General features: G+C 46.1%; 11 protein-coding genes. 7 read left to right on the top strand and 4 right to left on the bottom strand.

The annotated features are described in order from the left end of the window. Nucleotides 1-2: 2 nt before the first annotated feature. The 3 genes from gtfA to B147_RS28890 are packed head-to-tail and all read right to left on the bottom strand — an operon-like array spanning nucleotide 3 to nucleotide 4,564. Nucleotides 3-1,451, bottom strand: coding sequence for a sucrose phosphorylase (gtfA, locus tag B147_RS0118530; protein ID WP_020588702.1), 1,449 nt, complete (start codon nucleotides 1,449-1,451; stop codon nucleotides 3-5). Beyond that, the gene (locus B147_RS0118525) at nucleotides 1,448-3,640 is read right to left on the bottom strand and encodes an HAD-IIB family hydrolase (RefSeq protein ID WP_020588701.1); all 2,193 of its coding nucleotides are present in this window, start codon (nucleotides 3,638-3,640) and stop codon (nucleotides 1,448-1,450) included. The genes gtfA and B147_RS0118525 overlap by 4 nt, the downstream gene beginning before the upstream one ends. Next, the gene (locus B147_RS28890; RefSeq protein ID WP_020588700.1) at nucleotides 3,641-4,564 is read right to left on the bottom strand and encodes a PfkB family carbohydrate kinase; all 924 of its coding nucleotides are present in this window, start codon (nucleotides 4,562-4,564) and stop codon (nucleotides 3,641-3,643) included. It abuts the gene before it with no gap. A gap of 562 nt (nucleotides 4,565-5,126) precedes the next feature. Between B147_RS28890 and B147_RS30540 the strand changes: the two genes are divergently transcribed. The 7 genes from B147_RS30540 (at nucleotide 5,127) to B147_RS30530 (ending at nucleotide 19,095) form a co-directional block, all read left to right on the top strand. Then, nucleotides 5,127-6,779 (top strand): PAS domain-containing sensor histidine kinase, encoded by a 1,653-nt coding sequence (locus tag B147_RS30540; protein ID WP_020588699.1) that lies wholly within the window; start codon nucleotides 5,127-5,129, stop codon nucleotides 6,777-6,779. Further along, nucleotides 6,776-8,182 (top strand): sigma-54-dependent transcriptional regulator, encoded by a 1,407-nt coding sequence (locus tag B147_RS0118510; RefSeq protein WP_020588698.1) that lies wholly within the window; start codon nucleotides 6,776-6,778, stop codon nucleotides 8,180-8,182. Before B147_RS30540 ends, B147_RS0118510 begins: the two co-directional genes overlap by 4 nt. 447 nt (nucleotides 8,183-8,629) lie before the next feature. Then, on the top strand, nucleotides 8,630-9,067 hold the full coding sequence (locus B147_RS30535; RefSeq protein ID WP_020588696.1) for a response regulator: 438 nt from the start codon (nucleotides 8,630-8,632) through the stop codon (nucleotides 9,065-9,067). Further along, nucleotides 9,064-11,868 (top strand): cache domain-containing protein, encoded by a 2,805-nt coding sequence (locus B147_RS0118495; protein WP_020588695.1) that lies wholly within the window; start codon nucleotides 9,064-9,066, stop codon nucleotides 11,866-11,868. Before B147_RS30535 ends, B147_RS0118495 begins: the two co-directional genes overlap by 4 nt. 44 nt (nucleotides 11,869-11,912) lie before the next feature. After that, nucleotides 11,913-13,901 (top strand): methyl-accepting chemotaxis protein, encoded by a 1,989-nt coding sequence (locus tag B147_RS0118490; RefSeq protein WP_020588694.1) that lies wholly within the window; start codon nucleotides 11,913-11,915, stop codon nucleotides 13,899-13,901. 624 nt (nucleotides 13,902-14,525) lie between these two features. Continuing rightward, nucleotides 14,526-17,159 (top strand): hybrid sensor histidine kinase/response regulator, encoded by a 2,634-nt coding sequence (locus B147_RS0118480; RefSeq protein ID WP_157237950.1) that lies wholly within the window; start codon nucleotides 14,526-14,528, stop codon nucleotides 17,157-17,159. Beyond that, the gene (locus B147_RS30530; RefSeq protein ID WP_020588691.1) at nucleotides 17,143-19,095 is read left to right on the top strand and encodes a methyl-accepting chemotaxis protein; all 1,953 of its coding nucleotides are present in this window, start codon (nucleotides 17,143-17,145) and stop codon (nucleotides 19,093-19,095) included. The genes B147_RS0118480 and B147_RS30530 overlap by 17 nt, the downstream gene beginning before the upstream one ends. 113 nt (nucleotides 19,096-19,208) lie before the next feature. Here B147_RS30530 and B147_RS0118470 read toward each other — a convergent pair whose 3' ends face one another. Beyond that, on the bottom strand, nucleotides 19,209-20,930 hold the full coding sequence (locus B147_RS0118470) for an FAD-dependent oxidoreductase (protein WP_020588690.1): 1,722 nt from the start codon (nucleotides 20,928-20,930) through the stop codon (nucleotides 19,209-19,211). Nucleotides 20,931-21,203: the final 273 nt, after the last annotated feature.

The raw sequence follows: 21,203 nt of genomic DNA, 5'->3' as shown, positions 1-21,203 counted from the left end.
ATTTATGCTGTGAAACTCACATCCCTTCCTGCCACAGGGTCAAAATAGGTCAGATTCGACTTGTAATTTTCAAGGTCAATCTCAGCCGTAACCTGACATTTTTTATGTGTCCATTTCATTATTAATCGGTCGCTCCTGCTTTTTATGAGACTAAATTCTCCGTTAAAAGCAGGGTAGGTATTCCGAAATTCCATTAAGTGGAGAAGCCTTTGAACCACCTTCTTCTGAAGGTGCTCTTTAATTTCTTCCAAGGAAAAATTGTGCCGGTTGATATTTCGTCCGAATTTTGTTTTTTCCACCAGTTTGATGTCATTTTCACCGGCCAGAAGTCCGACATAGTAAACTTGGGGAATGCCGGGTGTAAAAAATTGGATGGTTCTGGCTGCGATATAGGCATCATCATTGCATCCTAGGGCGGAATAGTAGGTGCAATTAACCTGGTAAACATCAAGGTTGTAATATTCCGGGCCGGAATACACCTTTTTTACATTGGATCCCTTTTTGTAAAGTTCTTCAAGAGTCAGTTGTATTTCCTCGGGGCTCAGAAGCTGGTCTACATCTACAACCCCAATGCCGTCATGGGTGTCAAGGGTGTTGATCTGTTTGCGTGGACATTTTTTCAGCCATGATTTTAATTGGCGGCTGTCATGGGAGAACAGTGCGTGAAGTACCAGCATGGGCAGGGAAAAATCATAGCACCAATATCCTTTTTGGGAAAGTTTGATCTGATAGGAGTAATGTTCATGAATTTCAGGGAGAATCTGGGTATCAAAAGCCGATGCATAGTCATTGAACCAGTCTAAAAGCTCCCAGATCTGGGGTTCCAGAAAAAAGCAATTGGTCCCCATTTCCATTGTGGTGTAGGCAACCGCGTCCAGACGGATCATTTTGGGCCGGTTCCTGGCCAGTCGAATTAGAAAACGGCGCATCACCTCCCGGGTTTTTGGTGAATTGTAATCCAGGTCGATTTGTTGATAATCAAAGGTGCACCAGATTTTTTCAAGCGTGCCGTCGGGGCGTTCAATGACCTGGTATGGGGGCCTGGGTTTTCGTGTATAAACCTTGGCAAGATCTTCCTCTTTGATCCAGCCGTCGGGAGACAGTTTTTCAAAGGATATAAACATGTCTGCATATTCGCTGTCAGCCCCTTTTTCAACATAATCCTGGAAAAAGACACTTTGGCGTGAAATATGGTTCACCATAAAATCTATAATCAGGTCAAAATCTTGACCGATCTTTTCAATATCCTCCCATGTCCCAAATGCCGGGTCCACCTCATCATAGGTCAGCGGGGCAAAGCCTCTATCTGAGGAGGAAGGATAAAACGGCAGCAGGTGAAGTCCGTAAACTGCTTTTGAAAAGTATCTTCGCAGGACATAATGCAATTCAGGTAGATTGGCGCCAAGGCTGTCAGGGTAGGTTATCAGTTGAATTTTGTTTTTCAGCGTCATTGGGTTCCTCCGGCCTTTTGAATAAATTTGTAGTGATTAATTCCTTCGATAATACCGCCACTTGCGTTATTTTGAGCAAAATATATGTTTTTAATATGTTTCAACGGCTCAAGTTCTGAACTGTAATTTCCCACGACAATACCGGCGGGTTCACCCTTGAGCATCTCCTCATCATTTCCTGAGTCTCCGCAGATCAGAAGATTTTTCAAAGGAATTTCCCATTTATAGCTCAGATACCGTATGGCTTTCCCCTTTGAGGCCCTGTAAGGAAGGATATCCAGATATTTTTCATGGGAATAGATTAATGTGTACCGGAATCGGTCTTTTGTCAAAATATGATGCAACCGGGGAAGATGATCCTTGCCGGGCACCATATTATAACTGATTTTGAAAGGTGTTTGGGTATTGTCAGGTTGTTTTGTCAGATAATTAACATCCTCAAGTTTTGACATGATCAGGTCACGATTCCAGTTTTTGGAAATATGGTTTTCCCATCCCTTGTCATGATACAAAGATTCACCATAGGTGATTTCACTTCCTACCCCGGAGATTATAATATCCGGGGTCATGATATTATTTGCTTGTAAAATATCCAGGGCTGACTTTAGCACGCGGCCCGTGGCCACGCCAAAACCAATGTTTTCTTTATTATCCTTAAGCAGTTTCATCAACTGCTCAAGGCTTTCATCGCTGCCCCCCAACAGCGTGTTGTCAATATCGGTGATGAGAAAATAATGGAGGTTTGAAAATCGTTTTCCAATGTTTAATCGTTGTTCGTTGACATCCATTTCCAGGGTTTCGTATTTTTGGTGCAGGGATTTGATCTTTTGAACATATGTTTTCACATGGCTTGTCCAGGTATAATACTTACGGGTATTCATGATGCCGTTTTTTGAAAATTCACTCCATGTATCAGAGTGTACCAGGATATCTTTAATGGCTTTGGCAATAGCCTTTGTGTCTTTGGGGTCCACCAGGATTCCGCCTTGACAGTTATCAATGATATCTTTGGGTCCGCCGTCATTTGTTGCTACCACCGGCAGGCCGCATGCCAGAGCCTCCAGAAGGGTTAATCCAAAGGGTTCCACCAGTGCGGAATTTACAAACACGCCGCTTCCTCTGGCGGCAATGCGATAAAGCTCGGGCACTTCAAGTTCAAAATCGTGTTTTTTGGGAATGGCCATCTTTCCGTACAGGTTATACTTGTCTATTAACAGCAGCATCTGGGTCAACACATCCCGTTCACTGTCCTCTTTCTGGGATATATCCTTTCTGATTCCGGCAAAAACGGCGAGGTTGGCAATGGCCTGCAGATCATAATCTTCCCCATATGCCTTAACAAGCCCTTCAATGTTTTTGCGTTTATCGGGCCTGCATAATGCAAGAATGATCGGTTTTTCGGGGTGCCTGAAAAAGCGGCGCAACTCTTTGATAAGCGACTGCCTTGTAAACAAAGACTCCTCTTTTTGTTCATTATTGGCAAATGTCTCGTGGTAATAAGGGCAAAATTTTTCAATGTCGATCCCCGGCGGAATAACATGGAACTTGGGCAGCCCTTTGTTTTGGTATAGACCATATTGCTCGTCTATTTCCTGGCGGGTACTGGTCACGATCATATCTGCTGATTTCAAAATCTGCTCTTCCATGAAAATCCGGTGATCAATTTTGAATTTTTTGTTTAATTCATCTTCTTTTTGCCCTTCATTCAACAACCTTTGTTTTTTTGGTTTACCCAGTGAATGGCCGGTATAGATAAAGGGAAGCCCGAAAAACCGGGCCAGTTCTTTGGCTACATATCCTGCATCCGGATAGTGGCCGTGGATTACATCCGGAATTTTTCTTTCATTTTTGATGAACTTAATTGTTTTATCCACATACTCATCCATAAATGGCCACAACAACTCTTTGCGTATATATTTTTTCCCGCCGCATTGAAGCCTGACAATGCGAAATTTTTCATTGACCGTTTCAATGGGCCGGCTGTAGTCATCAGAACAGGCCTTATCCGAAATCAACCGTGTCAGTAAATCGACCCTATGGACATCTTTATGTTTGGATAGCGCTTTGCCTAACTCTATGACATATTTAATCTGTCCTCCTGTGTCGGCATCATGGCCAAGTTCCATGTTTTCAGATCGAATAAGGCCATGAATGCTGAACATCTGAATATATAGGCCCTTATTTTTCATTTATTTCTCCAATTTGGTTCTAAATTTTCGGTAAACCGCGTAATCCTGAATCAATGCCCCCTGAATACTGCAGACATAGGATGCAAATTCGGCGGCAAGGGGGATGATCTCTTCAATTTGCATATTTTTCAGGATGCCGGCCGCAGACATCGCTGCATATGCATCGCCTGCACCAACGGTATCAGCAATATCTAAAGGCGCTTTTGATGGTCCCATATAGTGGTCCTGGTTTGTGGTAAACCATTGGCTTCCTTTTTCTCCCATGGTGAGGATAACAGTTTCAATATAATGGCTTCTCATTAATTGCCTGGCGGACATCGCATGGGATCTCTTAACATTTGAGCCAGACGTCAATTCTTCAAGCTCATCGGTATTGAGTTTCAGTATGTTTGCTGCATCCAAGGACGCCTTTATCGTTTGTTTTGTATAGCAATCGGGTCTCAGATTAATATCGCAAAAAGATATGGTTTCCGGCGGTTTCCGGTTTAAAATGTCTTGAAGTAATTCAAAATTGTTTTGGGTTCGAAGGATCAATGTGCCAAAATAGATGAGATCCGGATTTGTTCCTGATACCAGTTGACGTATGGGGGCAACGTCAATGTAATCGTATGCTGTATCTTCTGAGATAGTAAATGTATGCTCGCCTTTACCAAGTACATCTACCCTTACCGTACCGGTGGGGCGATTGCGATCAATCTGTATGTCTTCAGGGTTAAAATCGTGGTTATCCAGAAAATCAAGAATTTCACCACCCAAGTCGTCATTTCCGACGCTTGAAACAAATCTCACCGGAAAACCAAGCTTTTTCATGTGGTAGGCAAAATTAAAGGGCGCCCCACCCATGCGCTTATAGGCAGGAAAAATATCAAACAAAATTTCACCAGTGACAAGGATCATAGTTGAAAATACCTCGGAATTCGTCATAAAAATTCCCCTGAACAGACCTGATGGGCCGTAGTCAGAGGAGTTTGTTCTGTGTGCCGACAGTCTTATCTGCCATGTGTCCCCCAACGTTGTAGAATTCTATAATTTAAGCTTTAGTATACTCAAGATTTCAGTTGTAGTCGGTTGCCGCAACGTTTTGATAACAAAAAAGATTAAATACCAACGGCTCTCCAAGGGGGGTAAAAAAATAAGTAAATTAAAACAAGATCAGTATCTAATCCTACGTGAATTTCTGATTATGATGCGGTATACAAATTTACATGTTGATTTTAAATACGCTTTATTAATTTGGGAAAATTATTATGCAACATTGGGTATATTATATTCAACTCTATGTAATTATGCAATATAGAATAAATTCAAGAATTGAGTCAACCCGGCGATGGATCTTTGGTGGGGTGATCGCATGTGATATTGGCATAATTTTTGATATTTTGATAGTTATTGAATTTGATATTTTCAGTTGGTTGCAAAAATGATAGTGTCTTCACCCTTGTTAGGTAGCGTCTGATGCAGATTACCTGTAGGGGAGGGGGATTTTGTGGCGGATCATTGTGCCGATTGCAAGGCATTGAAATTCAGGATTCGGGAGCTGGAAAAGGAGAATGCTGCCAACTATCGGGAATTATTCGAGAGCGCTCCCGTGATGTATGTGGTGCTTGAAAATCAGCATGGGGATGCGGTGTTGCGGGACTGTAACGCCTTGTTCCTGGCTTCATTGGGATATACCCGTACAGAAGTGATTGGCTGGTCCATAAGTAAGTTCTACACTGCGGACTCCCGGGAGAAAATGTATCGTGATCAGAACTTAAAGAAAATCAGGGAAAATACTCTTTTGATGGTCGAACGGGAACTGGTTTGCCGTGACGGGGAGATTATCCACACCCTGATTCAGGCTAAACCCGATATGGATGAACGCGGAGAACTCATTGGTATCCGGTGTATGTTCATCAACATCAACGCCCAGAAAAGGGCACAGGAACAACTCAGAGAGAGCAATCACCTGTTGATGATGATTCTGGACGGCATCTGTGACCCCCTGATTATTCTGGACCGGAACATGGGAATTCTGATGATGAATCGGGCGGCTGAAATCTATGCAGGCAGGGCCGGCAGCCAATGCCTGGGCCAGAAATGCCATAAGATTTTTAAATCAACGTCCCGGCCTTGTGCTGGGTGCTGCGTGGGGCAAGTTTTTGGGTCCGGGCGCAAAAAACAATACGAGCGGGCCGGGCTGAAGAATCCTGACGCCCTGGAACGGGTCACTGTTTATCCGATTCAGGAAAAAGGCTATCATAACTGGGCCGCCATTGTCCGGGTGGCTGATATCACCCTGGAGCAGCAGATGAAAAATGAACTGATTCAGGCCGACAAAATGATTTCTCTGGGAATCCTGGTATCTGGTGTGGCCCATGAGATCAACAATCCCAATCATTTGATCATGTCCAATACACCTTTGTTAATCAATGCCTGGAAGAGCAGTGTACCGGTGCTGGACCGGTATTTCCGGGAAAATGGCGATTTCAGTCTGGGCGGACTACCCTACAGCCGGATGAAAGAAGACGTTCCCCAACTGTTTGAGGGGATCATCGAGGGATCGGCCCGAATTCAGCGGATCGTCAAGGACCTGAAGGATTACGCCCGCCAGGAAGAGGTGGATATGGCCCAAACCGTGGACCTTAACCATGTGGTCAAAAATGCAGTGCGCCTGACCCGGAACCTGATTGATGGAAAAACGGATCATTTCAACCTGGTATATGGCACTTCTCTGCCGGTGGTCCGGGGAAACCAGCAGAAACTGGAACAGGTGGTCATCAATCTGATTCAGAATGCCTGCCAGGCAATTTCAGACCGGGACCAGGGCCTGGAAATCACTACGTTTTTAGAACCGGACCGGAATTGTCTTTGTTTTCGGGTCAGGGACCAGGGCCATGGCATACCGGAAAAACTGCTGACGCGGATCATGGATCCCTTTTTTACGACCCGGCGGGGACAGGGCGGGACTGGTTTGGGACTTGCGGTCTGCCTGAACATTGTTACTGCCCACGGAGGAAAAATCGAGGTAACCAGCAAACCGGGCCAAGGCTCGGTGTTCACGGTCAGCCTTCCCCTGAATGAGGCGCCAAAGACTCGTCTCTATGATCAGGCGCCCGGGGAATTCGGTGGGGGCAGCTCCCCGGAGGTACTCCTGTGACACCTTTCCCCCAACATCCGGTGTTGCTGGTGGATGATGACCCCGATACGCTCAAGGGATTTCAGATGATTCTGGAAAAGACGGGGATCAACAATTTCATCCTGTGCCAGGACCCTCAAACCGTCATGCCCGTGTTGGGGGAGCATCGGATCGAGGTGGTAATTTTGGACCTGATCATGCCCAAGATCTCAGGCGAAGAGCTTCTGGCCATGATAGCAGCCGATTACCCCGATCTCCCGGTTATCGTCATCACCGGAGATACCGATGTGCAGCTTGCGGTGCGGTGCATGAAAAAAGGGACGTTTGACTATATGATCAAGCCGGTGGAACAGAGCCGGTTGATCTCAGGGGTTAAACGGGCCATTGAAATTCGAAGGCTGCAGAATGAGAACCAGGAGCTTAAAGAACGTATCCTGTCCGGCCGGCTCAAGAATCCGGAGGCATTCCGGGAAATCAACACCCGGAACCGCGCCATGATCGGCCTGTTTCAATATGCCGAATCCATTGCCGCAAGCCCGCAGCCGGTGTTGATCACCGGCGAGACCGGTGTGGGAAAGGAGTTGATTGCCAGGGCCATCCACCAGTTAAGCCCCCGTAAGGGGCGGCTGGTAACGGTCAATGCAGCCGGGATTGATGACAACACCTTTTCAGATACATTGTTCGGCCATATCAGCGGCGCATTCACCGGTGGGGAAAAGCCGCGACGGGGAATGGTGGAACATGCCACCGGCGGGACCTTGTTTTTGGACGAGATCGGTGACCTGAGCCCTATATCCCAGGTCAAACTGCTGCGGCTCCTCCAGGAACGCGAATACTTTCCCCTGGGCGCGGATCTGCCAAAAATTGCAGATATCAGGGTTATCGTGGCGACCAACAAAGACCTTGCGCCATTGCAGGAGACGGGAAAATTCCGCAAAGATCTTTACTATCGACTCTGCTTTCACCATCTGGAGGTCCCGCCCCTGCGCGAACGGCTTGATGATCTGCCGTTGCTGATACATTGTTTTCTCGGGACCGCGGCCCGCGAAATGGGAAAAAAGAAACCGGTCCCGCCGCCGGAGTTGTTCCCTCTGCTGACCAACTATTCTTTCCCCGGAAACGTGCGGGAACTCAAATCCATGATTTACGATGCTGTGGCAGACCACAAATCCAGGGTCCTGTCCCTGGACCGGTTTAAAACCCATATCAGTCAATTCCTGCCCTCCCCAGACCTTCTACTCTCTTCTTTGCCAAAGGAGAAATGCTATTCTGAACTCAAGCCGCTGCCTACATTGAGGGAGGCCATCCACTCCCTTGTCGTTGAAGCCATGAAACGATCAGGCAACAATAAGTCTATGGCAGCACGATTCCTGGGGATATCCCGGCAACGCCTGGGACGATATTTAAAGCAGCGTATCCCCTGATTTTTATCTTTCACCCGGTTCGATGCCTGTGTCGCTTTAACTCATTGGTCTATTTTGTAACAAATGGGGCTTTTGCTTTGCCCAGCGCCTTTATTCGCAATAGATCATGATTTTGTGTTACAGAATATAACACCCCTTTGATTTGAAATCAGCCTGTTTTGCCTTTGTAAATTTGATAATAAAATCAGCTTGTTGGCTGTGTTCTGGATTGTTTTTCCGGTTGTGGCATATTTTTAGCAAAGATACATAAATATCAGTAATAAGCCATTATGATTAGATGTTTGTCCGGGAAAGCAGCCATTGTGGGCCCGGGTGGAGAACTTATTTTCAGCTTGATTTTTTGAATGTGGGTGAAATCAAAGTGCCGGCCTGAATTGTTGGTGCCGGCCTGAATTGTTGGTGGCGGCTGTTTGAGACAGCAATCTAAAAAAACAGGTGAAAGATATTTTGAGGAAAAGCGGAGAGGAAGGCGATCATTTGTTGACGGTCACCTGCGCCTTAATTGAAAAACTGAAAGCGCCTATTTTAGTCATCGATGATGATCCGGGAAGTTTGTTTTTCTTAAGGTTTTGTTTATCAAGGCAGGGTTTCTCGGTAGATGTTGCCGACAGCGGGGACAAAGGAATTGAAAAAATTAAAAACAAGACTTACAGCGCGGTTATAACCAGTATCCGGATGGAGCCGGTTTCCGGAATCCATGTGGCTGCCTTTCTTCGATCCGTCCTCAAAAAAGCCATCCCCATTATCGGTATATCCGAAACCCCATGGCCCATTGCTCTCGATGAATTTGATGCGGTTTTGTACAGACCCTTTTCAACCAAGGATATCCTCAGGGTATTGCAAGGGGTTGTTGATATCTTCTTTGTGAAAGGAAATTGTTATTGAACATAGCCGGTAAAAAGCAATCCGGGCCTGGGAAAAAGGATGGGCAACCCTCCTTGGGGACTTTCTTACGAATTATCGTTCCGTTGTTTTTGACATTTATTTTGTTTGCTGTATGCGTTTTCCTTATCTTTGTCCCTTCGTTAAAACATCATCTTATCGAACAGAAAAAGGCTATGGTCAGCGATCTCAATGACAGCAACTGCACCCTGACAGCAAGCCTCTTGTCAGAATACCACCAGCGTGTTTTGTCCGGCGAGCTGACCCTTGAAGACGCCCAGCACCGTGCCATGGATCGGATACGGAACCTGAGGTACGGTCCGAAAGGCGAGGCGTTTTTCTGGATCATCGACCAACACCGCCGGGTGATTGTTCAGCCTGTTATGCCGTGGCTGGAAGGCAAAGATCTGTCTTCCCTGACCAGTCCCCAGGTAAAGCAATTGATTGAGGAATGTGTGAGGATTGCCAATACCCAAGGGTCCGGATGTGTCAAATATCATGAGCCTTCACCAAGCAGTATGGGTAAAGCCTTTCCCGGGCTTTCTTATGTCAGACTGTTTAGTCCCTGGAAGTGGATCATCGGCACCGGTATTGATGTGGCGGATATAACAGATCATATTGATGCGATTTCCGGCCGTATTTTTCGGATTTCCGCCGGTTTTTTGGTCACATTCCTGGTGCTTTCCCTATACATAACTGCCCAGTCCATCTTGAGCGAACGAAAACGGGAACAGATGGGAAAAGCCCTCCGTTTAGATAGCTTGCGTTTAAAAAAACTTCGGGAATTGAACCAGATGGCTGAGGCTTCGCTATCGGACTTGACGGAATTTTCATTGTCAGAGGCCATTCAACTCACCCAGAGCCAGGTCGGATATCTGGTGTTTTTAACCGAGGATGAAAAAGAGGCCACATTGTATACATGGTCTAATGATACGATTCAGGACTGTAAGATAATAGACAAGAATGGCCTTTGCCACCAAGAGAAAACCAAATTGTGGACACAGACAGTCCGGAAACGCGAGACTATAATTATCAACGATTATCAACCGAAATCCGAAGGGGACAAGTTCCCGGCCGGACATATCCGGATCATCAGGTATATGAGTGTTCCGGTCTTTGACCGTGGCAGGATCGTGGCAGTGGCCGGGGTGGGGAACAAAGCGGAAGACTATAATGATTCAGATATCCGGCAGATGAACCTGCTCATGGACGGCATGTGGAAAATTATTCAACGCAAAGCTTCGGAAGAGGCCTTGCGGCAAAGCGAAGAGCGATACCGGTTGTTGATGGAGAACGCCAGTGACATTATCTGGACCCTTCAATTGCCGGATATGCATTTTCTTTATGTAAGCCCATCAGTTGAAACCATTTTGGGATACACCCCGGAACAGATCCAACAGTTGGGTTTGAAAGATATAAATATCATTGCACCGGAATATTTAGACCGATTTATCGGAATGATCAGCGAGGAGATGGCAAAGGAAGGTGATTCTGAGGTTGATCCCAGACGGTCCTGGTCAACCCAGGTGGAACAGGTGCGAAAAGACGGCTCCTTTGTCTGGACTGAAATAAAAGCCAGCTTTTTAAGGGATGAGGCCGGCAGAGCAAACCGGGTGCTTGGCGTCACCCGGGACATCACCCAGCGCCGGCGGATAGAGCGTCGGCTTCAGCAGAGTCAAAAAATGGAGGCTATCGGTACCTTGGCCGGCGGCATTGCCCATGATTTTAATAATATCCTATCCTCAATTTTAGGATTTACCGAACTGGCCCGGTTGCAGTGCAACGCGGACCCTGATGTGATCAAAAGTTTAGATAAGATTTATTCCGCCGGTATCAGGGCCCGGGATTTAATCCGCCACATCCTGATATTCAGCAGGCAACAGGAGATCCGGCGGGAGCCTTTGGTCATCATGCCCTTAGTTAAGGAATGCCTTACTTTTATCCGGGCATCTATCCCTAAGAATATCGAAATTATTCAGAAATTGGATGCACACGACATCACGGTAGTGGCCGATGCATCCCAAATCCACCAGATCATCATGAACCTGTGTACTAATGCGGCGCATGCCATGGAAGGCAAGAACGGAATCATAGAAGTTGGCCTTAAATCCATCCGGATTGAAAACTGGGAAGAGATACGAATCAAGGGGCTGGATCCGGGCAATTATATAGAGCTTTCGATCACCGATTCCGGATGCGGAATTCCAAAGCCGGTGATGGACCGGATTTACGAACCGTTTTTCACCACCAAAGACAAAGGCCAAGGGACCGGTATGGGGCTTTCCATTGTTCACGGTATTGTTAAGGACATGGGCGGTGGCATTTCGGCTTACAGCGAACCGGGCAAGGGATCGGTTTTTAAGATATATCTGCCGGCCGGTACCGGTAAAGGGGAATCAACGGTCTTCCCAGGGCTGCCGCTGACAAAGGAGAGTGGCCGGATTCTCATGGTGGATGATGAAGAAGATATTGTTATATCCGGCCGTCTGATCCTGATGACCATGGGATATGAGGTAACGGGTGTGACCGACAGTCTTGAGGCACTTGAAATTTTCAAAAAGGATCCCCAGGCCTTTGACCTGGTGCTGTCTGATTTAACCATGCCCCGGATGACAGGGATTCAGCTGATCCGTGAAATCCGTAAACTGCGTAGAGACATTCCCATTATTTTAAGCACCGGGTTTAGTGATGTGACGTCTGCTGCTGCCAAAAAAGGCGGTGCGTTTGCCGTGATAATGAAACCGCTGATTGCCAGGGAACTGGCAGAGGCGGTCCGGGCCGCCCTTAACCCCAAGACCCTGTGATAGCCGGGTGAACTCCAATTCATATTAAGAAAGGAAATTCCAGAATGAAGATGTCTTTGAAATCAAGGTTGTTAATCGGAGGAGTTTTGGCCGCCATACTCCCCCTGGCCATTAGTAGCTATTTTTCAGTAAGCAAATCCTCCGACGCCCTGATCGAAAGCCATAAGTCCAACTCTGTTCAGGTTGCCAAAGATCTGGTTGTCCTGGGCGAAGAGTTCATCAACCAGGAAAAAGGATTTGCCTTGGCCATCTCCCAAGTGCCGATGGTAAAAGAGACTGCCTCTAAGGCGTTTAACTTAGGGCCGGACTATGTAAAACCGGAGTTGAATGCACTAGCAAAATTTTTGGCCGATGTTTATGACCAGGTTAAAAACCGACATGAAAACATAATGGTGACAGATCAAAACGGAACCGTCATTGCCGACAGCCTTGGGGGAAAAGCAAACGGGCTTTCCCTGGCAGAACGGGAATATTTTATTGATGCCAAAAAAGGGAATCTCAGTTTAAGCGAGCCCATTTTGTCAAAAACATCCGGGGGACCGATTCTCACGGTTGCCGTTCCCTTAAAACAGGAGAAGGGAGTATTTGTCGGTGCATTGATATCGGTTATCAAACTCAATCAGTTTAGCAACATCATTACCCAGGTTAAACTGGGTAAAACCGGGTATCCGTTTTTAATCGACAAAAAAGGAATTGTCATCGCCCATCCCAACCCGGATCTTATTTTTAATACCAACGTGACCCAAATAAACGGGATGAAGGCGTTGAGCAAGCAAATGCTGGCCCAAAAAACCGATGTCCAGGACTATGAATTTAAAGGCGTGCGTAAAATAGCCGGGTTCGCCCCAATTAAATCCACGGGTTGGAGTATCTGCGTTACCCAGGATGAGGAAGAGTTTCTGGAAGCGACCAAATATATCAGAAATCTTTCGGTAATGGTCGGAATTGTTTTTCTTGTCATTATTTTGGTGGGTGTTCTCTGGTTTGCAAAAGGCGTCATGGACCAACTGGGCGGGGAGCCGTTGGAGATTGCCGGTATTGCCGACAGTATTGCCGCCGGGGATCTGACAATCCAATTCAAGGATGATGGCAAAAAACTGACCGGTGTTTATGCCGGCATGAAAAAAATGGCTGAAAATCTGACGGAAATGCTCAAAGAGATCGCCGGCGGTGTTCAGACATTGACCTCCTCCTCCACAGAACTGTCCGCCATTTCCGAACAAATGGCAGTCAATGCGGATGATACTTCCGAAAAGGCCAATGGCGTAGCTGCTGCTGCCGAAGAAATGACCGCAAACATGAATTCAGTGGCCGCAGCAACTGAACAGACCTCTGCCAATATTCAAATGATTGTTGCCGCTGCCGAAGAAATGTCCTCTACCATCTCGGAAATCGCGTCCAATACATCCAAAGGCAGCCAGACAACCCTGGATGCAGTAAAAAAAGCAGAAGAGGTTTCAGGAAAAGTCAATGAACTGGGAGACGCTGCTTCCCAGATCAGCAGAGTAACCGAAACCATCGCAGACATTTCTGAACAGACCAACCTTTTGGCCCTTAACGCCACCATTGAAGCGGCAAGAGCCGGAGAGGCCGGAAAAGGATTTGCCGTAGTCGCAGCAGAAATTAAAGTCCTTGCCCAGCAAACAGCCGAGGCCACTGATGAGATCGGTGCCCGGATCAATGAGGTGCAGAAAAGCACCGGTGAATCCGTAATCGCTATTAACGAAATTGTTGAGGTGATTAATGAGATTAACACCATTGTAACCTCCGTTGCCGTTGCCATTGAAGAACAGACTGCAACGACCCAGGAAATCACCAACAATGTGAGCCAGGCCGGAAGCGGGGTTCAGGAGGTGAACGAAAACGTCAACCAGGCCTCAGTGGTGGCCGGAGAAGTCAGCAAGGATATTCATCAGGTCGGCCAGGCTTCGGATGAAATGAAAACCGGCAGCCGACAGGTCAACACCAGTTCTGCCGAATTGTCCAGACTGGCTGAGGGCCTTAACAGTATGATAAAGCGATTTAAAATATGACTATAGTCTTTAAAGCTTCTATTATATCCTGCTCCTGTTGTGATTCAATGATTCATAGGCCTTGAAAACTGTCTTGATTTCATCATTGTTCATGCTGCCGGGATTATCAAATGCATGGGATGTCAGCCGTTCCCCGGACCGATCCGTTCCGGGGACCCATGTATTTTGTGAAACCGTATCCCAAATTCTCCTGAAGCCTGCCTGTGCCTATGCGGGCAGTTGGTGTCAAGGTGATGCTTGACGGCTGGAACCATTTGATTTCCGGTGCCTTTATAGAATTGCCTTTGCAACGGTCAAGGCATGGATCGGCGAAATGACATCGCCCGCCCTTCCGAAATTGTGGAATCCCCCCTGACAGGGTTGTAATTGTAAAAAATATTTACACATAGAAAATAATTTTGACACCTCATTCACAACAATCAAAGCATATCGATGTCAATTCCCCTCCTTTAATTTTTCAATTAAAGATCGTTCTTTAGTTTTTATAGTAAATAAAATCATTGTGTTAATGTGGTGATGGCAATCTGCCATGAAAATGATGTGGTATAAAATTTGCTATCATTTTCGGACGAAAATACAAATCAAATAAAATTGGGAACTAAAAATACGAGGCAGTAGTAACTTATGAGAATCTCGAAGGAAGCGATGAAGACTCCTAAGCCTTCTTTATTCTTCATGATCCTGACCATCGTTACTGTTAGTATCATGGCAATATATATCAACAAAAAAAGTCGACGTGAATTACAGCACATGGCTTCCAGGCAGTATGGCAGTCAGCAGTTGATGGAGACAAGATTCGTGTCATTCGCTATTGAAAAGTATTTTGATCGATTCATTTCTGATCTTTATTCTATGACAAATACTGGCCAAGAGCTTTCTTCAATCCTGCTTTCCGATGAATTGTTTTATAAACGACATAAGGGGTTGCAGAAAGTGACCTCCATACGATTTTTAGATACAAAGGGGATGTTGACATTTGTTTATCCCAGTGAAGGCTTTCGCAGGAAATTGATTGGAAAAAAATACGATACCGAGGGGTATTATAAAAAAGCACTGGCAACTGGAGAAACAGCGATTTCCAGTTTTCTTTACAATGAAAAAAATGAACCAAGAATCAGGGTCGCCATTCCCGTTTTTAAAAATGACCCGATCACCCCCCGCATCAAAGGTGTTCTGGTGGGATCATTTGATCCGGTAAATGTTTTAAATACCATTATAGACTCCATTGTGTCGGAGAAAGCCGTCGAATATGCATGGGTTCTGGATTCTGAAGGTCATTTTCTCATACATCCGGTTAAAGAATTTGAAGGAAGAAACAGTTTTGGCGCCAGGAAGCAAAAAAACCGGGCTTTTTCATATGAGAAAATAGAAAGAATTCAGCAAAAAATGATAAAGGGTCATGAAGGTGCGGACACTTATACCTCCGGATGGCATCGAAATCAAAAGGGGTATATTGAAAAATTCGTGGCCTATTCACCTGTGAAAATAGCTGATTCAACCTGGTCTATAGCAATTTGTTCTCCGAAAAATTCTCTTGATACAATCATTGAAAAAACAGAGAGATGCCACGACTACACCTTGTCTTTCATTATCATTATTTTTTCGATCGGAGGGGTTCTTTTATTTAGAAGCAGCTACCAGCGATACTGTTTGTACCGGCAGTTACTGAAATTCAATGAACAGAAACTCAGTGCAATCAGTCAGGCATCATCGGTGGGGATCTGTCTGGCTAAGGAGCGCAAAATTTACTGGGCAAACGAGACCTTGCATGCAATGTTCGGATATGAGGATGATGACTTGGTGGGGAAAAGTACCTCAATGTTTTACCCGGATAAAGCCACATATCAAAAAATGGGTAAGGAACTCTATTCTGATAATGCCACATTAAAACCGTTCAGGGCGACAAGCAGGTGCATCAAAAAAGATGGAACAGATTTCCATTGTTCCTTTATAACTTGTCCTTTAAATGCCTTTGATCACTCAGAAGGATTCATTGTGGTTATTGGCGATATTACCGAAATATTATCCGTTGAAAAAGAAAATATAAAGCTAAAAGATCATATTCTCAAGACCCAAAAAATGGAGGCCATCGCTATCTTGGCAAGCGGAATCGCCCATGATTTTAACAATATCCTTTTTCCCATTACGGGATATGTTGAAATCCTGCTGATGGATACTGCTAAAGACAGTGCTTCCTATAAGTATTTAATGAAAATCCTTAACGCATCAGGCAGGGCGAAAACACTGATCAATCAGATCCTTTCGTTCAGCAGGCAAACCAAGAATGAAATAATTCCGGTGCTGGTTCAGCCAATTGTGAAGGAAACGCTTAACCTTTTAAGGGAAACCATTCCCAAAACCATTAATATCGTCCAGAAAATTGATATGAACTGTAATCCCATAATGGCGGATCCTACTCAGATCCATCAGGTTATCATGAATTTATGTACAAACGCATATCAAGCCATGGAGGACAGCGGAGGAACTCTTACGGTCGAACTTTGTGAAATGGATATTGATGAAAATGAGTTCCCCGGTTTTTTAGAGCTACAACCTGGCAGATACTTGCAATTGTTAGTTTCCGATACAGGCGTCGGCATGGAAAAAAATATTGCTTTGAAAATATTCGAGCCCTATTTTACAACCAAAAAAGTCGGAAAAGGTACTGGGTTGGGTCTGTCGGTTGTCCATGGCATCGTTAAAAAAGCAGGCGGGGACATTAAAGTGATCAGTGAGCCGGATAAAGGCGCCTGTTTTCACATATACCTGCCTGTTCTTGGTTCATACACGGAAACAACATCGCTTCCGATTGTCGAAAGCAATTGCATGAACGGAACAGGGCATATTCTGCTGGTAGATGATGAAGAACAGATTGTCAAAATGGAAGAGAAATTTCTTGAGCGGCTTGGCTATGATGCCACTTGCTGTACAAACAGCAGTGATGCTCTTGAGATATTGAGAATTAATCCGAATAGATTCGATCTAATGATTACGGATCTGACGATGCCTGGGTTAACAGGTGAAGAATTGGCCAGGGAACTGGAAAAAATTAATCCTGATATTCCTGTAATTATCTGTACGGGGTTTGAAAAGGACTATAGAAAGGCGTCGGTATCTCCTTCTAATATCAAAGAATTCTTATTGAAACCCGTAAATATGAAGGAACTTTCAATCTTGATATCAAAAACCATAAATAGTCCCTGTAGGATAGAAAAACAATTAAAACAGGAGAGCAAAAAACATGTCAACGCGTATTAAGCTTGGAACAAAAATTAGTGTTGGATTCGGTGTCGTTTTGGTATTGCTGCTGATAGCAGCAGCCGCAGGTTTTAACGGACTTTCAAGAGTAGTCAGGCAAATGACCGATGCCGTTGACACCGGTAATCTGACAATGACGATGTACGAGGCGCGGCAGCAGGAAAAGAATTTCATCCTCAGGGGGGAGGAGTCCTATGTGAAGGCTGTCATTGAGCAATCGGATCTACTCAAAGAGGAGATCCAAGCAATCAAAGCCCGTTCAACTGATCCCGAAAGCCTTCGGCAGTTGGATAACATGGTCAAGATGGCCGACGAATACCGGCAGGCATTTGATTCCTATATTACTCTGGAAAACAAAATAAAAGAAGCGGATGAGACAATGGTCACATCGGCGCGGCAAATGGAAAAAGTCGCGAAGTCCATCCTTAAAGCGGACCGGGCTGAATGTGAACGTCTGATGGCGCAAAATGCAAATTTAAGTCAAATTGCAAATTTGATGAAAAGCGCTGAGAATACCGAGGCCATTATCCAACAGGTGCTGCAATGTCGTCGTCATGAAAAAAATTTTTTGATTCGCAAAGAGGAATCCTATTTCATCAAGGTCAACAGCATACTTGATGAAATCGTTGCAAAAGGAGGGTCTATAAAACCCATAATAGAGGCCGCAGATACATACCACCAGGCTTTTTCCAAGCTTAAAGCATTGAAAGATTCGCAAAAAGAAATTAACGATACCATGGTGGCATGCGCCCGCAACGTTCAGAATACCGTCAAGATGTCCCTGGAAGGACAGCAGCAGGAAACGGACCAGCAAATTATCAAAGCAAAGCGGCTGATTATCGGGGTTGCATTTTTGGCTATTGCCATGGGAATCGGAACAGCCTTTTTTATCAAGCGCAGTGTTGTTTCTCAGCTTGGAGGGGATCCTGCAGAGATTGTAGATATTACCAACAGCATTGCAAACGGGAACCTGGCGGTCAAATTTGACGAAAAGAAGAATAAAGGTGTGTACAATAACATGAAATATATGGCTGAAAATTTGATCCATATGTTCAAAGATATTGCAGATGGTGTACAAACCCTGACAGCCTCTTCAACGGAATTGGCTGCCATTTCCGAACAGATAACGGCAAATTCGGAACAGACGGCGGAACGGTCCAATAATGTATCTGCCTCTGCCGAGGAAATGGCAACCAACATGAACTCTGTTGCAGCAGCCACGGAACAGACAACTGTAAATATTCAAATGATTGTCACTGCAGCCGAGCAGATGTCCTCCACCATAAATGAAATTGCAGGAAACACGGCCAAAGGCAGCGCAACAACGGCTACGGCTGTTGAAACGGCAAAACAGGTATCCTTAAAAGTCGATGAACTTGGGAGGGCGGCATCCGAAATCAGCAAGGTAACAGAAACCATTGCCGACATATCCGAGCAGACTAACCTGCTGGCCCTTAACGCAACCATTGAGGCGGCAAGGGCCGGCGAGGCAGGCAAGGGCTTTGCCGTTGTGGCAGGGGAGATCAAGGTCCTTGCCCAGCAGACTGCAGAGGCTACAAAGGAGATAAATGATAAAATTTCAGGGGTTCAGACAACAACCAATGAATCTGTAACCGCAATTGAGTCCATCGTTGGAATCATTAATGAGATCAACGAAATCGTCACCACTGTTGCCTCTGCCATTGAAGAGCAGGCTGCCACGACCCAGGAGATAGCAAATAATGTTGCCCAGGCCTCACAGGGCATCCGGGAAGTGAATGAGAATGTGTCCCAGACTTCTGTTGTGGCTGCTGAGGTTACAAAGGATATTACCGAGGTCAGCAATGCTACCGATGAAATGAGTAACGGCAGCAGGCAGATTTATACCAGTTCCGGCGAATTGTCCAGGCTGGCTGAAAACCTTAATACAATGGTCGGCAGGTTTAAGCTGTCTTAGATTCAGGGCACCTATCTAGAATATCCGGGTTAAGGGACCTGGGTGAATTTCAAAGTCCCTTAACCGGGCATCGTCTTCATGTGGTGCAGCAGGGAAGCCCTGGCATGTAACGGTTACCCTCCCTCGGGAATAAAATCCGGATCGGTTACCCGGATGATGGCATATCCACCCTGAAGATTTTTAACACGGGTGAATCCGTTCTGGTTCAGGATGATCTGGCATTCAAAAGATCTGGCGCCCGTGCCGCAGAAAAGGCAGAGTTCTTTATCTTTGGGCAATTCATTATATCGTTCGCGCAACTCGGGCTGGGGCAGGTGTATCCAGCGGTCTGCTCCGTATTTGTCAATAAACGGCTGGGCTTCCACGCTCTCTCTTAAATCCACCACCGTGATTTCGCCTTTTTCGAACTGGTCAATAAATTCAGGCCAGTCAATGGGAGTGTTTCTTCCGTCCAGAATATTATCCAGCGTATTGCCGGCATTGTTGATCACATCCATGGCAGATGCAAATGGCGGTGCATAGCCCACCTCAAGGGTGCAGACTTCATCCACATTCATGCCTTTGTGCAGCAACGGTACCACAGCGTCTACCCTGGACTTGACTGAATCAATCTGTTCGCCTATGGCTTCCACGCCCAAGACCCTGCGGGTGTTTCGGTCAGCGATGAGCTGGATGAACAGGAATTTTGAATCGGGATAGAAATGGGCCCGGTCAAACTGGGCCACCACAGAGTGAACCGGATCAAATCCAGCCATCTTGGCCTGGTGCATGGTCAGGCCTGCTGTGGCCACGCCCATGCCGAATACCTTGATGCAGAAGGTGCCCACAGTACCGTCAAATTGGGCATTTTTCCCAAAAATGTTGGTGCCGATTATCCGGCCCTGGCGGTTGGCAAGGGAGCCTAAAGGCATGGGAAGCTGGTCACCGGATACCAGATTACACACTTCAATGCAGTCACCGCCTGCGTAAATATCCGGGTCGGTTGTTCTTAAGTTTCTATCTACGATCAGGGATCCGCCCCGGCCCACAGCCAGGCCCGCTTCCGCTGCAAAGCCCGTATTGGGGCGAACGCCTACGGCCATGATCACAAGGTCACATTCAATCACTTCGCCGCTGACCTCAACCCCGGTAACGCCGTTTTCAGCATCCCCAAGAATTTTGGTTACCTGGGCGCCGATTTTGACCCCCACGTCATTGTTTTCAAGCTCTTTTTCGGCAATAAGGGCGATATTTGGACCAATGGCAACCGGCAGTATATGGGATGCCATTTCCACAAGGGTGGTTTCCACGCCCCACAAATCGGTCAGGGCTTCGGCCATTTCAACACCGATGGCACCGGCGCCGATGACCACAGCACTTCCTACGGCGCCCTTGCTGATCAATTCTTTGATGGTGTGGGCATGGTGGAGGTTGGATACCGGATATACGCCCGGCAGGTCTGCGCCGGGGATGGGCGGGGTAAAAGGCGTGCCGCCCGTGCCGATAACCAGCTTGTCATAAGGCATTTCAGACTCAGTCCCGTCTTCAAGGTGGCGAACTTTGAGCAGTTTGTTTCTGCGGTCAATGCCGATGGCTTCCACCCGGGTAAGGACATTAACGCCTTTGACGGTACGGAAAAATTCTGGATCCCTGGCGTGATGGGCCGTAGTGGAGTACAACTCTTCGAGTTCTCCGATATCCCCGCCAATATAGTAAGGAATGCCGCATCCGCCGTATGAGATCAAGTTGTCCCTGTCTATCATAGTGATTTCACAATCGGAATCAAGCCGTCTGAGGCGGCTGGCCACTTTGGGGCCCAGGGCCACCGCACCGATAATAATGATTTTTTTTGCCATGAGAACCTCGTTTGTTTGCCCGGTTTTTTAAATGTGTATAAAGACCGGATCGTGTCAATATCCCCCCGAATCAAATCCCTCTTAAACCAGTAAAACAAAATACGCTAATTGAAGATAATGCTCAAGGATTTTACTGGCTGGCCTTCCTTTTTATTCTATAACAGCCATGGGCAGGTATAGCCTATTAACATTTAGGCTCAACCCACAACACAATCAGACGGAGAACAATAAAAAATGGTCCCCTCCCTTGAAAAATCCCCCCTTTTTCAGGTA

Source organism: Desulfobacter curvatus DSM 3379 (assembly GCF_000373985.1).
GTDB classification, from domain to species: Bacteria; Desulfobacterota; Desulfobacteria; order Desulfobacterales; family Desulfobacteraceae; genus Desulfobacter; species Desulfobacter curvatus.
This window is presented reverse-complemented; position numbering and strand designations above follow the sequence as displayed.